The organism is Pseudomonas sp. CFBP 8772 (assembly GCF_014841665.1).
Lineage (GTDB): Bacteria > Pseudomonadota > Gammaproteobacteria > Pseudomonadales > Pseudomonadaceae > Aquipseudomonas > Aquipseudomonas graminis_B.
Genome location: NZ_JACYUI010000010.1, coordinates 148,745 through 168,564 on the forward strand (window position 1 = coordinate 148,745; position 19,820 = coordinate 168,564).

Consider the following 19,820-nt stretch of genomic DNA (forward strand, 5'->3'; position numbering starts at 1 on the left):
GCTCAGTCCTTTAATGGCACCACAGTAAAATCCTGCTCATGGTCACGCTCATCAATCCCCTGACGCATGTCCGGCGGCCACCAGATCACCAACTCCCGGTCATTGGAATCTGGCCGCTTGCACGAATAACCCGAGCACCCATGGGTGGCACACCCCGCCAACGTGGCAGTGACCAGAAACAGCAAAAGCAAACCGCGCAGGTTCATCGTGTAGCCCCCTTGAGCAGCGAAGGTCGGTTCTGTTTGGCCTTGCTCGACACCTGCGGCTGACGCAGGGCGATGTAGATTTCACTCTCCGCCCCCGGCTGCAGCCACGCATGGGGCCAGGCGCTAACACCCATCACCCAGCGACCGCCACAGCGGCTTTCGTCGATGCGCACCGGCTTGCTGGTGGTGTTGCGCGCCACGACCACCGCGATGCCCCAGTCCTTGCGGGTAAACCACTGGGAACGCTGGCGATCCATGCTCAGGCCGACGCCCGGATCACACAGGCTGTCGGCTTCGAACGGCAGGGTCTCGCCGCTGTTGAAGCCCACCGGGGTCACGCCGTCGAGCAACTGGGTGAAGGCGTTCTGCACATCGCTGCGGGTCGGTTGTTCACCACCGTCGCGACGTTCCTTGATGCGCTTCATCTGGTCATCGACATCGTGGGGGTTGCCGTTCTGCACGTAGCGCGCCGGATTGATCTGATCGCCGATCAGCCGAGGCGTGAGGATGAACAGGCGCTCACGCTGGTTCAGCTCGCGACTGCGGGACTGGAACAGCAGCTTGCCGATCACCGGAATGTCGCCCAGCAGCGGGATCTTGTTGACCTTGTCGGTGGTTTCCAGCCCGTGGAATCCGCCGATCACCAGGGAGCCATGCTCCGCGATCACCGCCTGGGTGCTGACGTTGCCCTTGCGCACCGCCGGCTGATCTTCGTTGATTTGCGAGGTGTCTATCTGGCCGTCTTCGATGTCGACGATCAGTTGCACCTGGGATTTGCCGTTCTGGTCCAGGGAGCGCGGAATCACCTGCAAGCTGGTGCCCGCCGTGATGGCCTGAATGTCGGCGACGCGTTCGGAAGTGGCAGTGAGGTATTCGGTGCGGCTGAAGTCGATCACCGCCGGCTGGTTTTCCAGGGTCAGGATCGACGGATTGCCGATGACCGACGCCGCGCCGTTGCCTTCGAGGGCATGCAGGTCGGCCGAAAATTTACCGGCATCCTGGATAAACAGCGTGGTGCTGGTGCCCTGCTCGAACAGGTTGGCGCCGCCGCTCACGCTGCCGCCCTTGAAATTCCAGCGGCTGGACAGCTGCGCCAGTTCGTTGCGGTCGATGTCGAGAATCACCGCGTCGATCTCGATCAGGTTACGCGGCGTGTCCAGTTGCTTGACCAGCTTCTCGTACATCGCCCGGCGTTTGGGCAGGTCATAGATCAGCACCGAGTTGTTGCGCACGTCGGCGCTGACGCGGATCTTCGAACGGCCCTTCTCTTCACTGGAGGACCCGCCGCGCTTGCCACGGGATCCCAGCACGCGGTCCAGCCCCTGTTCGATGGCGCCGGTGTCGAAACCCTGGCCTTCCATGCCGCCGTAATTCAGGCCCGACGACGTGGTGCCGCCTCCGGATCCGGCTGTACCACCCTGCCCTTGCAGCAGGTTGACACCGTTGATGGATTCGCCACGGGAGCGGCTTTCCAGCAGCTCCTGAAGAATGCTCGCGACGCCGGCGACGGTGAGCTGTTGATCGCGATAACGAATGGTGCGGTCGGCGGCGTTGGCGTACTTCAGCGGCAGGACCACGACGTCCTGCTTCTCGGCTTTTTCCGGTGCCTCGACCTTCTTGCTGTAACTGCGCACGAAGTCGACGTACTTGGCCGGACCGCGCACCAGCACCACCCCTTCGTCGGGCAAGGCGCCCCAGCCGAAACGCTTGTCCAGCAGGCCGACATCGGACAGCGCCTGCTGCAGGTCATCGACCGCTTCCGGCGACACTTCGATCCGCGCCGAGGTCTGCTCGCTGGTCGAGCTGATGTACAGGGTCTCGTTGTAGACGAACCACTGGAAGTGATGCTCCTGACCCAGCCGGTCGAGGAATTCCTGAGGGTTCTGCGCACGAATGCGCCCGTCCAGCGTGCCCGGCATCGCCGGCATGTCCAGACCGATGCCGAACTCCTTGGCGAAGTCTGCCAGCGCAGTGGCCAGCTCGGTCTGCCGCGCATCGTAGGCGTAGGCGGTGTGTTTCCAGGCGTCAGGCACCGCTGCCAGCGCCGGCGCGCCGATGCCTATCATCAGCAAAGGCAACCACATTAAGGCCTTGCGCATTTCACACTCCCGGTTGCCAGGTTTTGAGGGTCGAGCGGGACGACGAGGCGGTCGCGCTGCGAATCGAGGTTTGCATGAGGCTGAGCATCGCGGCGCGCTGATTGGCCAGGCGCTCCAGACGTTCGAGCAGTTGCGTGGGATTGCAGGGGTCGGGAATCCAGCTGACCAACACCACGCAGCGGGTGTCGGGGTCGATCGCCAGTCCGCCCTCACAGGCACAGGCCACGCCGGCACCGCCCTGGGCGAGTACCGCGTCGAGGCGTTGCGGGTCGCTGCCGTCGTAGGGATCGAGCACATCCAGGCTCAGGCGAATGCCGTTGCCCGACACCGCCAGTCGCGCGTTGGCGTCGTCGATCCAGCAGTCCAGTGGTGCGAGCGGACGTCGCTCGCACCACTGAGCGAGGATCGCGCTGAATTCACTGAATTCCATCGATGATCGCTTTGGTGATGCCGTGTTTGGCGCGCAGCCCTTCGTTGAGGATCATGTTGGCGACGTTGGTCTGCTGCGAGGCATCGCTGAACGCCTGGAAGTCTTCCATGGTGCCGCTTTCCGAGGCGGTTTCGGCGGCGTCCTGCATGTCGTCCTGGGCGCGGGAATAGGAGTGATCGAGGTGGTTTTGCAGGGATTTGAAACTGATCATGCCGGTGGCTCCAACTGAGGGATTCAACCCCTGAGTGGAACCTGCGGCCGCTCCGGTTCCATGAACCGTCACAACCGGGTCAAGAAAATCTCATGAAGGCGCCGAAGACCCCACCAGCCCGCGGCGCAGGCTGTCCCAGTCGATGTCGAACGCGCCGTTGGCGTCGCTCAGGCGCAGGGTCTGCGGCGCCAGGGCCGGGTCGGGCTTGAGCTGCCAGTGACCGGCGAATCGACTGGCCGACAGCCACTCGCCGAGGCTGTCGAGCATGTCGGGATGGGCGCTGAGCACGGCGGTGGTTTCAACGGACTGTCCGGCAGCCAGATTGCGCATCAGGGCGCGGCTGCGTTCAGCGAGTGTGGTCTGGTCGAGCAACTCGGCAAGGGCCTCATTGAGCAGGGATTCCACGGCCTCCATCGACGCCTCGGCCAAGGCCAGTCGCTGCTGCTCAAGGTGCTGCAGAAAACCGTTGGCGCTGTCCCAGAATTGCGCCAGCGCCTGATCCTTTTCGTGCTGCGCCTGGGCGTGGGCGGCGGCCAGAATCTGCTCGGCTTCTGCCCGGGCATTGTCCAGCACCTCAGCGGCGAGCACGGTACTGGCCAGGTCTTCGCGACGCAGGATGTCGGTGACCAGCACGGTGGAGGAAGACAACACGAGACGACGCTTGGCGAGCATGTTCAGCTCCTGAAATACAATGAGGTAACGGCAATCATCAAGGCGTCGTCACTCGCCACAACACCGAGTGCCAGAGGGTTTGCAGCTTGTTCTCGGGCAGCTCGGCGCACGCCGTCGGCAACACATCCGGCGCCCACGACAGGCGCAGCCGTGACCAGCAAGGCTCGCCCGCCCACGCCGCCAGCAATACGCGCGCATCGCTCACCGAGGCGTCCAGCCATAAACCGGGCCGCAACGCCTTGGCCACGGCGCGGCACCAGGGCTCATGCACGTGCCCGGCGTGATCAGCGCTCGCCTGCCCGCCCTGGCCGAAACAGATGCGGCCGGCCAACGACAGCGCCTGCTGCTGTTGCGCGTCACCCAGTTGCAGCCATTGCATCATCGAGTCAACGGGCGGCGGCGGCTGGCTCGGGACCACGCCGACGCTGTGCAGAAAGACGTCGTGCCGCGTGCCGAGCAACTCGGTGCCATCCTCGCGCGTCACGCCACAGTGGTCCGCGAACACGTCGATCCAGTCGGCATGGGCCCATTCCCATGGCGCACACCACCAGCGAATCCAGTGCTCCTCGGCGCTGAGCATTAGGCCCTCACCGGCATGCTCGTCCGGGCACTGCGGCGCAGGCCGATGCGTTGCAACAGCGCATCGCGCCAGTCACCGCGCAGGGCCAACACGATCAGGGCAATCAGCAGCAGCGAGGCAAACGGCGCGAGCCACAGCATGCGGTTCCAGAAATCGAGGTTGGCGCTGTCGACCAGAAACGGCCCGAAACTCACCAGCCGTTCGGTGTCCTGAAACTCCGCCGCCGGCACGAACACGATGGCGAATTTCTTCGAATCCAGGGGCTCGCCGGACATGCCGGGAATGCTGCTGGCGACCATCTGCTGAATACGCCCGCGCACGCTGTCGGGGTCGAGGGCCGAGGTGTGTTTGATGAACACCGCCGCTGAAGCCGGCTGCACCGGCTCGCCCGGCGCGATGCGTTCAGGCAGCACCACATGCACGCGGGCGACGATCACGCCGTCGATCTGCGACAGCGTCGCTTCCAGCTCCTGGGACAAGGCATAGATGTACCGCGCGCGCTCTTCCAGCGGCGTGGAAATCACCCCTTCTTTCTTGAAGATTTCACCCAGGCTGGTGCGCGAACGACGCGGCAGGCCGGCCGCATCGAGGATCCGCACGGCACGGTTGATCTCGGCGGTCGGCACGCTGATGACCACACCGGTCTTCTCGCTGCGCTTGCGCGCGTCGATGTGCTGGTCGGCGAGGCTGGCGATCACGTCGTTGGAATCCTGCTCGGACATCCCGGTGAACAGGTCCGTGTCATCGCTGCACCCGCTGAGCAGCAGCATCAGGCAGATCAGTCCCGCAGTCAGGTATTTCACGGCATGCCTCTACTGCAGGTTAGTCAGTTTATCGAGGGCCTGGGCGCTCTTGCTGACGACTTTGGTGGTCAGCGCCATTTGCAGCGAATACTGCGACAGCGACCGGCTCATCTGGGAAATTTCCAGCGGGTCGTCAGTGGTGGACGCCCGTTTCATCTTGCGCGCCGCTTGCTGCGAGAGCTTGTCGGTGGCGCCAAGACGGTCCGACAGCGCGCTGGCGATCTGTTCGGACAAATGGCTTTGCTGCATCGACAGCTCGGGACGCATGGCGGCGTTGAACAGATCGACGTCCGCCTGCGAAGGCCCGCTGACCAATCCCTGATCCAGGCGAGGCTCAAGATCGGTGGACGGCGATTTGAGTTGGTTGACATTGGAAAGGGTCACGGGGGTTCTCCGGCAGACGGTGTCGAGGGGCGCAGCTCGGTTCAGGACAGGCTGTTGCTATTGCTGCTGTTGCCACCGCCCACCAATGCCGAGACAAGGGCAGCAGCGGCCTGGGCCAGGGTGTTTTGCTGATCCTGTTGGGCGAACGGGTTTTGCCCACCTGCGCCGTTGACGCCGGCACCGTTCTGTTCAGCTTCAAGCCCTTTCTTGATCAGGCCGCTGAGCAGTTGCCCCAGGTCCTGGGTCACGCTCTGGGTGGCACCGCCCGACTGAGACGCGTCGTTCATCGGCGTACCGAGGCCGCCGCCGACGCTGGCATTGACGCCCTTCTGCAGCAGATCACCGAGCAGTTGGCCGAGGTCCTGATTCACGCTGCCGGGGGTTTGCATAGCGCCGCCCGATGGATCGGCGGGAGAAAGGCTGCTCAGCTGCGATCCGCCGCCGGCATCACTGAGGCCGTTCTGTTGCTGATCGAGTTGACCGCCCAGAGAGTCGAGCGCAGAACGGAAATCAGCGGTCTCTTTGCCGTCGAGGAAGTTGTCGCCCTCAGCCGTGAGCTCATTCTTCCAGGAGCCCGAGTCCGGTGCCGGGAATTTGACCGGATCCTGGGCCGTGCGCTGGTCCATGAATTCAGCGATTTTTTCCAGCAGCGGCATGTCACCCTTGGAGAAGGTGGTGCCTTTGTCCGTCTTGGTCAGGAGGTCGTCCAGTGAGGCCTTGGCCAGACCGTTGAGGGTCTTTGACATCAGGTCCGGCGCGCCGGCACCCGCCTGGCCTGCATCGGCGGCAGCACCAAAATTGTCGCCCAGCTTGTCTTTGATCAGGTCGCCCAGCGCCGCCTTGATCATGTCCGGATTGCCGCCGATCAGGGACGCCAACGGATTGTTCTTCTCCATCTGCTTGCCGACCATCTGGCCCAGCGGCGATTCCTTGTCCAGGTGCCCGTCCTTGGTCAGCGCCTGAGCCAGCTGATCAATGACGTCCTTCAGCGACTGCGGGGTCTTGTCGCCGCCTGACGTCGGCTGGGAAGCCACGGTGCCGATGTGCAGGTTTTGCAGCGGATTGGTATTGGCATTGAGACTTAGCATGAAACCTCCATCCTTAGGTGGATGCCCCCCTTTTCAGGGGGCGCTCGGACCGATCAGTAGCTGATGCCCTTGGCGTTCTGCGCTTCGGCACTGATCGCCTTGTTGGCGCTGTCTTCCTTGCCGGAACGGATGGCGCTGAGGACATCGTTGGTCTGCTTGCGGATGTCGGCTTCGGTCTGCATGGCAATCAGGCGCGCCTGGCTGGCATCGGCCTTTTCGGTAGCGGCGTTTTGTGCCGCTTCGGCCTTGGAAGGGGCAGCGGAATCAGTGATCTGGCCTTCCTGCTGGACTTTGGTCACAGCGTTGGCGCCCTGCTGAGTCGCCTGCCCGGCGCCAGTGATAAAGCTGTTGGCGAGGCCACCGACCATTGCTACTGGATTTGGCATGTCGAACACTCCTGAGTCATCACCAGCGAAAGTGCTTGGTGCCAATGGGTGGCCCGGACCTCAGGATCGGTTCCCATGTCGCTCAATAAAGTTCGTAGCAGGCGGGGACGCTGCGGATCTGGCCGTTTGAACGCAGGGTGTGTCGCCAGAGAAAGCGGGATAAACGGAGGTCAGACGTCGAGCTCTTTCATGCGGTGGTAGAGCGTCCGACGGGGGATTTCGAGCTCCTGACTCACGGCATCGACGCTGTTGTTGTGGCGCTTGAGCGCGGCTTGAATCAGCGCTTTTTCGATGACCCGCAACTGCGATCTCAGGCCCGATGATTCGCCCTCTTCGCTGGCCTCCCCGCCCAGCAGCGGAAAGCCCATGACGTGACGCTTGGCGGCTGATTTCAGTTCGCGGATATTGCCCGGCCAGTCGTGGTTGAGCAGGACGTGGCGCAGCACGCCAGTGGTCTCGGGCATCGGAACACCCGATTCCTGCGCCGCGGCTTCAGCAAAACGCGCGAACAACGGCAGGATGCGCGCCCTCTGCTCGCGCAAAGGCGCCAGGGTCACGGTCAAGACGTTCAGGCGGAAATACAGGTCCCGGCGAAAACGTCCCTGTTCGACCATCTCGTCAAGGGAGCGCTGAGCCGAGGCGATGACGCACACGTCCAAGGCAATGGGTGATGTCGAGCCGAGGCGTTCGATGGAGCGCGTTTCCAGCACCCGCAGGAGTTTGGCTTGCAGGGCCAAGGGCATGCTGTCGATCTCGTCGAGGTACAACGTGCCGCCCTGGGCCGCTTCGATGTAGCCAACCCGGGCCCGATCGGCACCGGTGTAGGCGCCGCTGACCACGCCGAACAGTTCGCTCTCGGCCAGGGATTCCGGGATGGCCGCGCAGTTCATCGCCACCAGCCGGCCCTTACGACCGGACAGCGCATGAATCCGGCTGGCGACGGTGTCCTTGCCAGTCCCGGTTTCGCCTGACAGCAGCAGGTCGATCCCCAACTGGCCGAGACTGCGGGCCACCACCCGCAGGTTCGGCACCTGATGGTCGTCCTCCAGTTGCTCATCGAATAACTCGTACACACTCATCCACGACCTCTGGTATCTCAGGGTTACGCGACATTGGCTGCGCGAGATTGGCTGCGAGGCGTCCATTGCGAAACAGCGCGCTTGGTGAGGCAGGTATTTGTGGGGCTTCAGGGCGGAACTCGCGTTTTTAGGACCGGCTTTAGCCGGGAAGGCGTCAGGCGTCACACCACACATCTCATGCCGTTCACACCGGCCTCTTCCCGGCTGAAGCCGGTCCTACGAAATCACCGCTTCTTCAGCATCATTCATCCCCAGCTCCTTCATCCGGTGGTACAGGGTGCGCCGAGGAATTTCGAGCTCCTGCACCACCGCTTCCAGGCTGTGTTTGTGACGCTTGAGCGCGTCTTCGATGAGCATCCTTTCGATGACGCGCAGTTGGGTCTTCAGGCCGGTTTCCAGGTCCCGGTCCGCAGGTGCATCGCCGCCCAGCAGCGGGAACCCCAGCACAAACCGCTTGGCGGCCGACTTCAGCTCGCGAATGTTGCCGGGCCATGAGTGGCTGAGCAGGACCTGCACCAGGCGATTGTCCAGCTCGGCAACCGGGCAGCCAAAATCGGCGGCGACTTGCTGGGTGAACTGGTCGAACAATGGCAGGATCTGCTCGCGACGCTTGCGCAAGGCTGGCATTTGAATAGTCAGCACATTGAGCCGGAAAAACAGGTCGCGACGAAAAAGCCCTTGTTCCACGAGTTCATCCAGAGGGCGCTGCGCCGAAGCGATGACCCGAAGGTCCACCGGAATGAAGTCGGTCGACCCCAGGCGCTCGATGCCCCGGGTTTCCAGAATCCGCAGCAGCTTGGCCTGCAGGCTCAGCGGCATGCTGTCGATCTCGTCCAGGTACAGCGTGCCGCCGCAGGCCGCTTCGATGTACCCCTCCCGAGACCGACTGACACCGGTATAGGCGCCGTTCACGACCCCGAACAGCTGACTTTCCGCGAGGGATTCCGGAATAGCCGCGCAGTTCATACCGATGAAAGAACCTGTCCGACCGGACAAGTCATGAATACGTTTGGCCAGCGTGTCTTTGCCTGTTCCTGTCTCCCCGCACAGCAGCAAATCCATACTCAGGTTTGCGGTATTCAATGCTATCTGCTGGATATCCAGCGCCACATTTTCTGGCGGACAGGAACAGTCGCTTACATCGATTTCTTCTTTCATCGATACCTCTCGTAGTGGGAGCAAGCGATTTATTAATACCACGCATTACAAAGGCAGCCACAATTAAATTTAGTTCCCCGACGTCGCGAGACCTACTTCACACGCGACCAGTGGTAGCACTTTGACTTTATTGACGAAGACAACTAATTATCCGCAAAACATTCAAACGACTATTTAAAATCATCCGTTGCCCCCGACTGGACGATGAAGCGTCGGAGGCGTCCAACGGCCCGGCCAGCCTGGCGCCTGCATCACAATAGCTTAACAATCATCAGGTTATGCTCTGCCATGGTGCGTCCCCTTTGTCTTCCCCTCATCGCTATGGCGGCGGCGAACCGGTTGACAAGCCAGCACGCTGACTCATGCCGTTTCAAACTTATTGTCATTCCTCGCGCGCGCTCGACCACCGCCTATTTAATATTCGCTCGTCCCGGACAAGTAATGCGAACTTACTTGATCGCCTGACTTATATATCCCGCCCCTTTATAACTTATATAACGTCACCCACCTATTTAAAGCGACCCTATCATTGACACCTGAATTATTAGTTTCAAGGAAGGCTAGTTTAACTCCGTTCGGAAATCCGACTGAGCCAAGTCGGTTTTCCGAACACGCTTTACTGTACTCTCGCGTATAGGTCCAAACCCCTTGCGTTTAGCGGGTCGGACATACCGACTATCATGATTTGAACTATTAACAGCGAAGCAAAGGTTTGCGGATCAATAACGATTCGGTAATGGGATCCAACTAATCCTCGCCGCGCAGGATGATCTGCCAGGCACTGCTCAACGAGCCAAAAGGCTCATCAACCTAGGGCAGTGGATGTTTCGAATTGTGTCTTCGAAGGCGACTGGCCATGATGTATCGGCGTTTTTACAAAACGCCGGCAAAGTTCGGTGAAATTTTCGTTAATTCATTGTGTGAATAAGTCTGACCCGGCTCATCCGGGTCGATGGGACGTGCAAAGCAGGCGGGCGGATGTGTGTCTGCGCCGGTACACGGCGAGCCCATTGCTGCCAAAAGTGGGCCCGAAGCGGACAACCTCACGGCTGAGGCGTCGCCTCAGGGGCGCACAATTCCCGCTGACGCCGTGGCAGTCGTGACCGCCAGTGCCTCGTTACCGTGCACGACGTCGTCGGTCATTTTGTCCAGAGTGGCGGAAAGCTGCTCGAACTGGTCGCGAGGCACGAGCAGGCGAGAGGGTCCGTCGGCTGTTTTTTTGCGCAGAAATGCCGGGTTGAGGTTCAACAGCACCGAGCGATCGATGCCGGCGCTGACAGCGAGGCGCTCCAGATCCACCGGCCGCGCCAGCTCCAGCTCCGTGAAATACGGCGCGTTGGCCACCGGGCTGAGTTTCACGCCATAGGTCTCGGGTTCGCGCACCAGCAACGACAGCGCCAGCAGGCGCGGCACATAATCCTGGGTTTCCTTCGGCAGGCTCAGGTGCCAGTAATCGGTGGGTAGCCCTCGCCGCTGATTTGCGTCGATAGCCCGGCTCACCGTGCCCTCCCCTGCGTTATAGGCGGCCATGGCCAGCAACCAGTCGCCACCGAACTGGCCATGCAGACGCGTCAGGTAATCCATCGCCGCTTTGCTGGAAGCCACGACGTCCCGGCGGCCGTCGTACCAGGCGGTCTGGCGCAGGTCAAAATCGCGCCCGGTGGCCGCCATGAACTGCCACAGCCCGGCCGCGTCACGGATCGAATTGGCCTTGGGGTTGTAGGCGCTCTCGATGATCGGCAATAGGGCCAGTTCCGCCGGCATCGCGCGCTGGTCGAGGGTTTCGACGATGAAGTGCAAATACGGGCTGGCCCGCTGGCTGGCGTTGCGGATGAACCCTGCATTGCCCAGCAGCCAGTTGCGCTGACGCACGATGCGTTCATTGACGCCATTGTCGTCGGCCAGGCGGAAATCCTGCCCCATTCGCTGCCAGATATCACTGCCGTCGTAGGGTTGCGTCGGCCGCGAGTAAGCCAACGGCTCTTCGCTGCGATGGAGCCCCGCCACCAGGCGCGGCGTGCGTTCGGTACTCGCCTCGGGAGGGCCGTAGGACTGGCACCCGGCACACAGCACCGCGACGGTCAGTGAAGCGATGCGCATCGGTCGAACGACACGCAAAACGCCCGAATACGGGCGGAAGGCAGGCGGCATGGGAGGTCATCCTGAGAGGTTTATGCTGTGTGGCACGGGCGCTTGAATGGTTCCAATACGCCCGTGCTGTCACACCCCTCCTGCGCGCCTTCCTTATATAGAAAGCCTCTGCATCACGAGTGCATCACCTTGTCGTGATCGCGAACGCTGTATTTCACCACGCCCCAGATCAGCAGCTCGTCGCCCTCCATAACGTAGCGCGGCGGGTATTTGGTGTTCTCGGACTTGAGGATGACCTCGTTGCCACGCATGTGCAGGCGTTTGCAGACGGGCTCGGTATTCAGCGCGGCGATGACGATGTCGCCATGCTCGGCATACAGGCTGCGGTCGACGATCACCAGATCGCCGCAATAAATGCCCGCGCCCTGCATGCTGTCGCCTTCTATTTTGACCAGATAGACATGGGGCGCGCGGATGTCGAAGAGCTCGTCCAGCGAGATGTGCCGCTCGATGTGATCGGCCGCTGGCGAGGGAAAACCCGCCGGTACTTGAAAGGCATAAAGGGGGAACCGCTCGCCCGCCGCTGACAACCGGCCAAGGATGGTGACACTCATGGGACTGACCTTGTGTTTGTTAACTGTACGTATATACAGTTAACGTTCTCAGCCGCGTGCGGTCAATGTTGTAGGCAGGAAAATTCGACGGGTGACACATGTGCGGACGCTACTCGATCTACGAGCCAATGGACCATTACCTCAAGACGCTTGCGCCAGAGCAGTTGGTGATCAACGGCTACGATCTCTGGCCCATCGAGCGTTACAACGTGGCGCCGACCACCCGCGTCGAAATCATCCGCCCGGTGACTGACGGCCTGAGCGTCGACAAAGTGCGCTGGGGCTGGTCGCCCCACTGGGCCAAAGGTAAACGGCCCGACCCGATCAATGCGCGGGTCGAAACGGTCATGACAGGCAAGTTCTTCAAGGATCTGTGGCCGAACGGTCGCGCCCTGGCCCCGGCCAATGGCTGGTACGAATGGGTGAAAGACCCGATCGACTCGAAGCGCAAGCAGCCGTACTTCATCCATCTGAACGACCAGGGGCCGATGTACTTCGCCGCCTTGGGACAGGTCAGGCCTGGCCTTGAGCCGGATGAGCGCGACGGCTTCGTCATCATCACCGCAGCGAGCGACGCGGGCATGCTCGACATCCACGACCGCCGCCCCCTGGTGCTGACGCCCGAGCTCGCACGGGAATGGGTCGACCCGCAGACACCGGCCTCACGGCTCGCGCAAATCGCCCAGGAAGGCTGCCGGCCGGTCAGCGATTTTCACTGGCATGCCGTGGGCAAAGAGGTCGGAAATGTGCGCAACGAGGGTGCGCAGTTGATCGAGCCCTTGGCCGGGCCCGATTTGCTGACGGAGGATCAGGACGAGAACGTTTGATCGCTGCACATGGCGATCACGCGGCACTCAATGGGGCAGGTTTGGAGTGATCAGAGCGTCCACTTCACCGAGAACATCAGGTTGCGCGGATCGCCGTAAACGCCGGTACCCGACGCGATCGGAATGCCCTGCCAGTAGCGGGTGTCGAACAGGTTGTTGACGTTGACCCGGCCGTCCCAGTGCTCGTTCAGCTTGTAGCCGGCCATCAGGCCGACGATGCCGTAAGCGTCCTGATCGGCCTGGCCGTCGCCAACGCGGTTGAAGGTCTTGCTCTGGGCCAGCACGTCCGCCCCCACTCGCCATTTGTGCAGCTCGCCCGGCAGGGTGTAGCTGGTCGCGGCTTTGAACAGATGCTTCGGCTGCTCGGGGGCGAACAGTTTGCCTTCGTTGCTTTTGGTGCCGTCTTCGACAAACTGGCTCAACACGTAGGTGTACGACGCCGAGAACTGCCAGTCCGGCGTCAGCGCGCCGCTCAGTTCGGTATCAATCCCGCGGCTGCGCACTTTGCCCGCTGCACCGTAGCAGCTGGACGCCGGGAAGCTCGGGCAATTAGTGGAGTTCTGGTCCTGCACCAGGTACGCCCGGTTTTCCTGCTCCATTTCAAAGAGCGCCACCGAGGCATTCAGCGCGCCGTCGAAGTATTCGCCCTTCAGGCCGATCTCGTAGTTCTTGCCCGTCATTGGCTTCAACACCGAGCGCGCTGAATCCATCTCGGTCTGCGGCTTGAAGATTTCGGTGTAGCTGGCGTAGGCCGAGTACGTGTCGTTCAGGTCATAGATGACGCCGGCGTAAGGCGTGACTTCGCGGACCACCTTGTAATCGCCGCTGCCGACGCGGTTGTCGAAGTCATACCAGCTGACGCGGCTGCCGAGGATGACGTGCAGGGGGTCGATCGGGTTCAAGCGCGCGACGGCGTAAACCCCTTCTTCGGTGGCGGCATTGCGGGTTTCGTACAGGCTGGTGTCGACGTCAGGTTTGGGCAGTGAATGGGTCGGGTTGTAGAGGTCAATGGGCGTGCCGTCGGTCCAGCCGCCCCACTGGTGAAATTTCTCCTGCCGGTGGCTCACGCCCACGACCAGTTCATGCTCGCGACCGAACATCTGAAACGGCCCGCTAAGGGACGCATCGAGGTTGGTCTGGTCATCGTCGTCGCGGTACTTGCCGTGGTACTGCTGAAAGCCCAGAACGTCGTAGTTGCCGATGTAGCTGGAGAAGGTGTCCGCTTCAGCCCAGATCTTCTGTCCCGCCAGCTTGGCCGACCAGCCGTTGTCGAAACGGTGGGTGACGTCGGTGAAGAACATGATGTTGTCTTTGTTCCAGTACGACCAGTCGTTGCTGAGGAACGTCGAACGCTTGAGGTGCAGGTCTTCGCCGTTCGGGCCGCTGGGCAGACCGCCCCAGTCCGAGGTGTTGTCGTCACGCTGTTTGGACGCGCCGACGGTCCAGGTGGTCGAGTCGTTCAGGTCGGCTTCGAGAATCCCGTAAAAGGTCTGCCGCTGATTTTTGCGGATATCGGAGAAGCTCTTGTCATCTTCGTACGCGGCCACCACACGGCCGCGAACGGTGCCGGAGTCATTGAGCTTGTTCGACGCATCGACCTCGGTGCGGTAACGGTCCCAACTGCCGGCGCTGGTGGTGACACTGACCTGCGGCACGGCGGTCGGGCGCTTGCGCACCAGGTTCAACGTCGCCGCCGGGCTGCCCGCGCCGGTCATCAGGCCCGTCGCCCCGCGAACCACTTCGACGCGGTCATACATGGCCAGATCCGCGCCGGAAATCACGTCCTGGGTGTAGGCGCTGATGCTGCTCGGCAGGCCGTCGTACATGATGTTGTCGATCTTGAAACCGCGCGCCAGAAACTCCTGACGGTCCGACGCCGTTCGGTGCAACGTCACGCCGGGCGCGTATTTCACCACATCGTTCAGGTCATTCATGCCCTGATCGTCCATGCGCTGGCGGGTGATCACACTCACCGACTGCGGCGTCTCGCGGATGGACAGCGGCAGCTTGGTCGCCGTGTTCATGGAACCCGTTGTGTAGGACCCCGAACTCTCCGTGGTCGCCTGTCCCGCGATGCCGTAATCGGCGTTGATGCTCAGGCCTTCCAGCGCGACGGCGCCCGACGCCGAATTGCTGCTGGCACTGCCCGGTTGAGCGAGCGATGTTGCCGGTGGCTGATCCGGCAAATTCTGCTGCGTCGGCGCTGCGAAGGAATGGCTGGAGAAACCAAGGGCAACAAGTGCCGACAAGGCTGGCAGGGCGGGACGTAGCATCGGGTGCTTCCTGGAAAGGGCGAGAGCTGATCTGCGGCCCATCACCCTGATGAGCGACGTTCCACATGGCGAAAAGCTATGAGGGCGCCGATCGTAACAACCTTTTTATAAATTGTTAATGCAAACCGTTTCCATTTGTTAAAGCGTGTGATTTGTTTTTACTGCTCTTACGTCCATCAGTCGGCTCGGGCGAATTCCGTCTGGACCGGGCGGCGAGATCACAACTATCATGCCCACGTCTCACGATGAATAACCAAAGGTACTACCTTGCCCCGTTCCAACTGGCTGCCTACGCCGCCTTAGCGCTACGCCCCCCTCGCTTGACCCTGACCGCCACCTGACTGCGGTCGAATCCTGCTGCGCCTGATTTTCTGTCCGCGGCTAATCCACAACTCAATTGAAACAGACACACGTGTATCGCCCAGCGCCCGCCGCTGTGCGTCATGCCGTGCCTGCCCTGGGTGAATTAATGTTTGAAAACATCAGAACCGCCTGGCTGTCCGACGCCAGAGCGAACGTACTCGCTGGACTCGTTGTTGCGCTGGCCCTCATCCCCGAGGCGATCGCCTTCTCCATCATTGCAGGCGTCGACCCTAAGGTCGGCCTGTATGCCTCTTTCTGCATCTGCACCGTCATCGCTTTCGTCGGCGGCCGCCCGGCGATGGTGTCGGCGGCGACCGGAGCGATGGCCCTGCTCATGGTCAATCTGGTCAGGGACCATGGCCTTCAATACCTTGTGGCAGCTTCGTTGCTGTGCGGAGTGCTTCAGATCATCGCCGGCTATCTGCGCCTGGGTGAGCTGATGCGTTTCGTCTCCCGCTCCGTCGTGACCGGGTTCGTGAACGCCTTGGCGATCCTGATTTTCATGGCCCAACTGCCGGAACTCACAGGAGTGACTTGGCCGGTTTATGCCCTGACGGCGGGCGGGCTGGCCATCATTTACCTGTTTCCACGACTGCCGGTGCTGGGGAAACTGCTCCCCTCGCCGCTGGTGTGCATTATCGTACTCACCGCGATTTCAATCTCGATGGGACTGACCGTACACACCGTAGGCGACATGGGATCGTTGCCTGACAGCCTGCCGATATTTCTGTGGCCGGACGTGCCGCTGAACCTCGACACCCTGCTGATCGTTTTGCCCTACTCTGCCGCCCTGGCGGTCGTAGGGCTGCTGGAGTCGATGATGACCGCGACCATCGTCGACGACCTGACTGACACCTCCAGCGACAAGAACCGCGAGTGCAAGGGGCAAGGCATCGCGAACATCGCGTCCAGCCTGATAGGCGGCATGGCGGGTTGCGCAATGATCGGGCAGTCCATGATCAACGTGAAATCCGGCGGCCGCACCCGACTGTCGACGCTGAGCGCCGGGGTGTCGCTGCTGGTCATGATGGTGTTTCTCGGCGACTGGCTTGCGAGAATCCCGATGGCGGCGCTGGTGGCCGTGATGATCATGGTGTCGATCAGTACGTTCAGCTGGGACTCGATCCGCAACCTCAACAAGTACCCGCTTTCAACCAACATCGTTATGGTGGTGACGGTCGTGGTCGTGGTCGCCACCGACAACCTGGCCTTCGGCGTTGTGGCGGGTACCTTGCTGGCGGCAATGTTCTTCGCAAACAAGATCGGCCATCAGCTCGAGGTGAGCTCAACCCGTGATCCCGAGCACCCTCACCGCACGTATGAGGTAACCGGTCAGGTGTTCTTCGGATCAGCGGACAGGTTTATCCGATCCTTTGATCTCAACGAGCCCCTCGAGACGCTGGCCATTGACCTTCGCGCCGCGCACTTCTGGGACATCACGGCGGTTGCGGCATTGGACAAAGTGGTGCTCAAGCTTCGTCGACTGGGGGTCCAGGTGGATGTCATCGGGATGAACCAGGCCAGTGCAACTCTCGTGGATCGCTTCGGCATTCATGACAAACCGGACGGTTTAGAGACGCCAATGGGGCACTGACCGCAGCAAAACGGTCAGCAGTGACGCCGGGAAGGCTTGGCAACGGCCTGCGCTGCGCAGAGACGCAGCGCTGCAATGGATACGCGTGGTTTGCGAAAGTGATCCGGCGTCGCGCGTCATCAAGCCACCGCGCGTCGCCCTCCACCGAATAATTTGGGGCCCAACAAATTGACTGTCAGACCCAACATCACAAGCACACCCCCCGCGCATTGCAGCACGCTGAGTCGCTCGCCCAGCACCAACGCTGAGGAACTCAGGCCGACCACCGGCACCAGCAGGGAAAACGGCGCGACCTTGCCCGCCGGGTAGCGAGACAGCAGCTTGCTCCAGCTGATGTAGCCGAAGAGCGTGGCGACGAAGGCCAGATAAGCCAGCGACAGCACCGAGCTCCAACTCAGGTTGAGCAATGAATGCTCAATGAGCGCCGGCCCCTCCAGCCACAGCGACATGGCGAGAAACGGTAGTGGCGGAACAATCGCACCCCATACCACCAGGGCAACCAGATCGACGTTGCCGAACCGGCGCGTGATGATGTTGCCCAACGCCCACATCGAGGCCGCGCACAACACTAGCAACACCGCCAGCAGCGGTGTCGCAGCCCCTGTGCCCATGCCGATAAGGGTCAATCCGCCTGCGGCGATGAGCAAACCCGCCACGCTATAGACGCGTAATTTCTCACCGATGAAGATCGCCGCGAACAGCAGCGTGAAGAACGCCTGCGCCTGCAGCAGCAGGGAGGCCAGCCCCGGTGGCATGCCATGGGCCATGCTCTCGAACAGAAAGGCGAACTGACCGAAGGAAATGGTCGCTCCGTACGCAAGCAGCCAGAACCAGGGCAACTGCGGACGACGGATGAAAAACACGGCCGGAATCGCAACCAGCGTGAACCTCAGCGCGCCCAGCAGCATCGGCGGCAGGCCATCCAGCCCGTATTTGATCACGATGAAATTCAAACCCCACGCGATGATGACCAGCAATGCCAGGCAAAGGTCTTTAAACGGCATGGTGTTCCTTAAGAGTTGGCAGGTAGTTGGGGAGAGCCCGATGAAACAATAATCGCCTCGTGTCTGTTGCATTTGCAAACGCCTTGGCACCGTTGAATGAAGAATTAGTTAATTGATTATTTAGCACTGAGCAAACCCGCGGACATGCTAGCCATAGGCCTGCCCATCCGCCGAACGCACCTTAAGTATTCAAAAATCCGGCAGACACGCTGATCGCTGGAACGGACCTCAGCGCCTTCCTTTGGAGCTCCGGAGAAACTCACATGCAACTACAAAACTTTAGAATTGCGACCAGAGCGCTGCTCTGCTTCGGTCTGATCACGCTGATCCTGCTAGGCCTTGGCGTGTTCGCTTACGTTCAAATTGATGAAATGCGTGCCACTGAACAAAAGCTGGAAACCGACGTGGTGCCCAGCATTCAGGTGATTGACGATATCCAGATCGCTCTGCTGCATACCCGGCTGGAAAGCATACGATCGCTGGCGGTGTCGGGCTCAGACGCACAACGCAAAGTCACCGATAATATTTTTCAAGACATCGCCACGCTCGAAGACAAGACGGGCTACTACCGAGCACACCTGATTACTGACGAAGAAGATAACAAGCAGTTTCAAACCGCGAACGGCCTGATGGAGAAATACATAGCTGGCGTCAAAAACATTATTTCGCTGAATAAAACCGACCATCAAAGCGCGCTGGACTACGCCAACAACGAACAGGCGCAGACCGCGACGCAGTATCAGGCAGAGCTCACAAAGCTGCGCGACCTTAATTCACAGAACGCCGTCAACGCCGGGCATCGCGCTGCAGAGGTTTACAACCACAGCATCATGGTTCTTATCTCCGTTGTTCTGGGTGCATCGGTGCTCACCATAGGCCTGGCTTATGCCCTGACCCGAAGCATCGTGAAGCCGGTCGGCAGTTCGTTGACCTTCGCGGAGAAAATCGCAACGGGCGACCTCTCCGGCGTCCTCGCCGTGACAGGGCGGGATGAGATATCCAGTCTGATGATTGCGCTCAATCTCATGGCCGGCAATTTGAAGACCACGCTGACTGAAATATCGGGAGCGGCCGACCAACTGAGCACCGCGTCCGTCGAAATGACATCGATCACCGAAAACGCAGACCGGACACTTCAAAGACAGAACAGTGAGATCGAACAGGCGGCCACGGCGGTCACCGAGATGAGTGCGGCGGTGGAAGAAGTCGCAAGAAACGCAAACTCGACGTCCGAGGCCGCGCAGTCATCCAGCACATCTGCCGAAGAGGGCAACCGCCGGGTCGTCAACACGGTGACGGCCATGACGAACCTCGCCGACCTCGTGGACAACTCTGTGGTACAGGTCAAGGCCTTGGCCAGTCAGGCTGACGATATTACGAAAGTGCTGAGCGTCATCCGCGCCATCGCCGAGCAGACAAACCTGCTCGCGTTGAACGCGGCAATTGAAGCGGCGCGCGCCGGGGAACAAGGACGCGGCTTTGCCGTAGTGGCAGATGAGGTACGAGCCCTGGCGCACCGGACCCAGCTGTCTACTCAGGAAATCGAGCAGATGATCACCAAGGTCCAGTCAGGGTCCGCCGCGGCGGTGGAATCCATGGACAAAAGCAGGCAGGAGGTTCATAGCACGCTGACCTCTGCGAAAGACGCAGGCTCGTCCCTGCGCCTGATCACCGACGCAGTCCTTGAAATCAACGAACGAAACATGCAGATCGCGACGGCTTCGGAGCAACAAGCCCATGTTGCCCGCGATGTGGACAGAAACCTGGTGAGCATTCGGGATTTGGCCATGCAAAGCACCGAGGGCGCGAGACAGACGTTGGAGGCAAGCAGCGAACTGTCGACGCTCGCGGTCCGACTCAACGACATGGTCGGCAAGTTCCGGCTTTAGCCCATGGCTGCTTTGACGCCCTGAAGCCGGCTTCCCTACCCCAACGGCTTGCAGATGACTGTGCCGCTG

General features: G+C 61.1%; 18 protein-coding genes and 2 pseudogenes. 4 read left to right on the top strand and 16 right to left on the bottom strand.

All coding sequences use genetic code 11. The annotated features are described in order from the left end of the window. Positions 1 to 2 precede the first annotated feature (2 nt). The 14 genes and pseudogenes from hrpT to IFT99_RS19810 form a co-directional block, all read right to left on the bottom strand. Entirely contained in the window at positions 3 to 206 is a 204-nt protein-coding gene (gene hrpT, locus IFT99_RS19745) for an HrpT family type III secretion system protein (RefSeq protein WP_074891941.1), read from the bottom strand. Next, entirely contained in the window at positions 203 to 2,305 is a 2,103-nt protein-coding gene (gene sctC / locus IFT99_RS19750; protein WP_192134522.1) for a type III secretion system outer membrane ring subunit SctC, read from the bottom strand. The genes hrpT and sctC overlap by 4 nt, the downstream gene beginning before the upstream one ends. A gap of 1 nt (position 2,306) precedes the next feature. Beyond that, complete coding sequence (locus IFT99_RS19755) at positions 2,307 to 2,735, bottom strand: type III secretion protein (protein WP_192134524.1); 429 nt, start codon at positions 2,733 to 2,735, stop codon at positions 2,307 to 2,309. After that, positions 2,722 to 2,946, bottom strand: coding sequence for a type III secretion protein (locus IFT99_RS19760; protein WP_065989219.1), 225 nt, complete (start codon positions 2,944 to 2,946; stop codon positions 2,722 to 2,724). Before IFT99_RS19760 ends, IFT99_RS19755 begins: the two co-directional genes overlap by 14 nt. Positions 2,947 to 3,036: 90 nt before the next feature. Beyond that, complete coding sequence (sctL, locus tag IFT99_RS19765) at positions 3,037 to 3,618, bottom strand: type III secretion system stator protein SctL (protein ID WP_192134526.1); 582 nt, start codon at positions 3,616 to 3,618, stop codon at positions 3,037 to 3,039. Positions 3,619 to 3,655: 37 nt separating this feature from the next. After that, positions 3,656 to 4,198, bottom strand: coding sequence for a type III secretion protein (locus IFT99_RS19770; RefSeq protein ID WP_192134528.1), 543 nt, complete (start codon positions 4,196 to 4,198; stop codon positions 3,656 to 3,658). Continuing rightward, positions 4,198 to 5,001, bottom strand: coding sequence for a type III secretion system inner membrane ring lipoprotein SctJ (gene sctJ, locus IFT99_RS19775; RefSeq protein ID WP_192134530.1), 804 nt, complete (start codon positions 4,999 to 5,001; stop codon positions 4,198 to 4,200). The genes IFT99_RS19770 and sctJ overlap by 1 nt, the downstream gene beginning before the upstream one ends. Before the next feature lie 9 nt (positions 5,002 to 5,010). Then, positions 5,011 to 5,385 carry a type III secretion system inner rod subunit SctI gene (sctI, locus tag IFT99_RS19780; protein WP_192134532.1) on the bottom strand — a complete coding sequence of 125 codons (375 nt, stop codon included), beginning with the start codon at positions 5,383 to 5,385 and terminating at the stop codon, positions 5,011 to 5,013. Positions 5,386 to 5,426: 41 nt separating this feature from the next. Beyond that, entirely contained in the window at positions 5,427 to 6,473 is a 1,047-nt protein-coding gene (locus tag IFT99_RS19785; RefSeq protein ID WP_192134534.1) for a harpin HrpZ family protein, read from the bottom strand. Between the two features lie 53 nt (positions 6,474 to 6,526). Then, on the bottom strand, positions 6,527 to 6,859 hold the full coding sequence (locus IFT99_RS19790; RefSeq protein ID WP_192134535.1) for a hypothetical protein: 333 nt from the start codon (positions 6,857 to 6,859) through the stop codon (positions 6,527 to 6,529). 170 nt (positions 6,860 to 7,029) lie between these two features. Continuing rightward, on the bottom strand, positions 7,030 to 7,938 hold the full coding sequence (locus IFT99_RS19795) for a sigma 54-interacting transcriptional regulator (protein ID WP_192134537.1): 909 nt from the start codon (positions 7,936 to 7,938) through the stop codon (positions 7,030 to 7,032). A 216-nt stretch (positions 7,939 to 8,154) separates the two neighbouring features. Beyond that, positions 8,155 to 9,096 (bottom strand): sigma 54-interacting transcriptional regulator, encoded by a 942-nt coding sequence (locus IFT99_RS19800; protein ID WP_192134539.1) that lies wholly within the window; start codon positions 9,094 to 9,096, stop codon positions 8,155 to 8,157. Between the two features lie 1,065 nt (positions 9,097 to 10,161). Next, positions 10,162 to 11,247: pseudogene (locus IFT99_RS19805) on the bottom strand (transglycosylase SLT domain-containing protein); the annotation flags it as partial. 113 nt (positions 11,248 to 11,360) lie between these two features. Then, the gene (locus IFT99_RS19810) at positions 11,361 to 11,801 is read right to left on the bottom strand and encodes a LexA family protein (protein WP_065989204.1); all 441 of its coding nucleotides are present in this window, start codon (positions 11,799 to 11,801) and stop codon (positions 11,361 to 11,363) included. Positions 11,802 to 11,899: 98 nt separating this feature from the next. Here IFT99_RS19810 and IFT99_RS19815 point away from each other — a divergent pair, with 98 nt between their 5' ends. Then, positions 11,900 to 12,628, top strand: coding sequence for an SOS response-associated peptidase family protein (locus IFT99_RS19815; protein WP_192134543.1), 729 nt, complete (start codon positions 11,900 to 11,902; stop codon positions 12,626 to 12,628). Between the two features lie 50 nt (positions 12,629 to 12,678). Here IFT99_RS19815 and IFT99_RS19820 read toward each other — a convergent pair whose 3' ends face one another. Beyond that, on the bottom strand, positions 12,679 to 14,901 hold the full coding sequence (locus tag IFT99_RS19820; protein ID WP_192134545.1) for a TonB-dependent siderophore receptor: 2,223 nt from the start codon (positions 14,899 to 14,901) through the stop codon (positions 12,679 to 12,681). Between the two features lie 469 nt (positions 14,902 to 15,370). Between IFT99_RS19820 and IFT99_RS19825 the strand changes: the two genes are divergently transcribed. After that, positions 15,371 to 16,858, top strand: a complete 1,488-nt coding sequence (locus IFT99_RS19825) for a SulP family inorganic anion transporter (RefSeq protein WP_192134547.1) — start codon at positions 15,371 to 15,373, stop codon at positions 16,856 to 16,858. Positions 16,859 to 16,977: 119 nt separating this feature from the next. Here the strand turns inward: IFT99_RS19825 and IFT99_RS19830 are convergent, their stop codons facing one another. Then, positions 16,978 to 17,862 (bottom strand): EamA family transporter, encoded by an 885-nt coding sequence (locus IFT99_RS19830; RefSeq protein ID WP_192134549.1) that lies wholly within the window; start codon positions 17,860 to 17,862, stop codon positions 16,978 to 16,980. A 263-nt stretch (positions 17,863 to 18,125) separates the two neighbouring features. Here IFT99_RS19830 and IFT99_RS26940 point away from each other — a divergent pair. Beyond that, a pseudogene (locus tag IFT99_RS26940) lies at positions 18,126 to 18,893 on the top strand (MCP four helix bundle domain-containing protein); the annotation flags it as partial. Between the two features lie 69 nt (positions 18,894 to 18,962). Then, positions 18,963 to 19,751 (top strand): methyl-accepting chemotaxis protein, encoded by a 789-nt coding sequence (locus IFT99_RS26945; RefSeq protein WP_446731146.1) that lies wholly within the window; start codon positions 18,963 to 18,965, stop codon positions 19,749 to 19,751. The last annotated feature ends 69 nt before the right edge of the window (positions 19,752 to 19,820 follow it).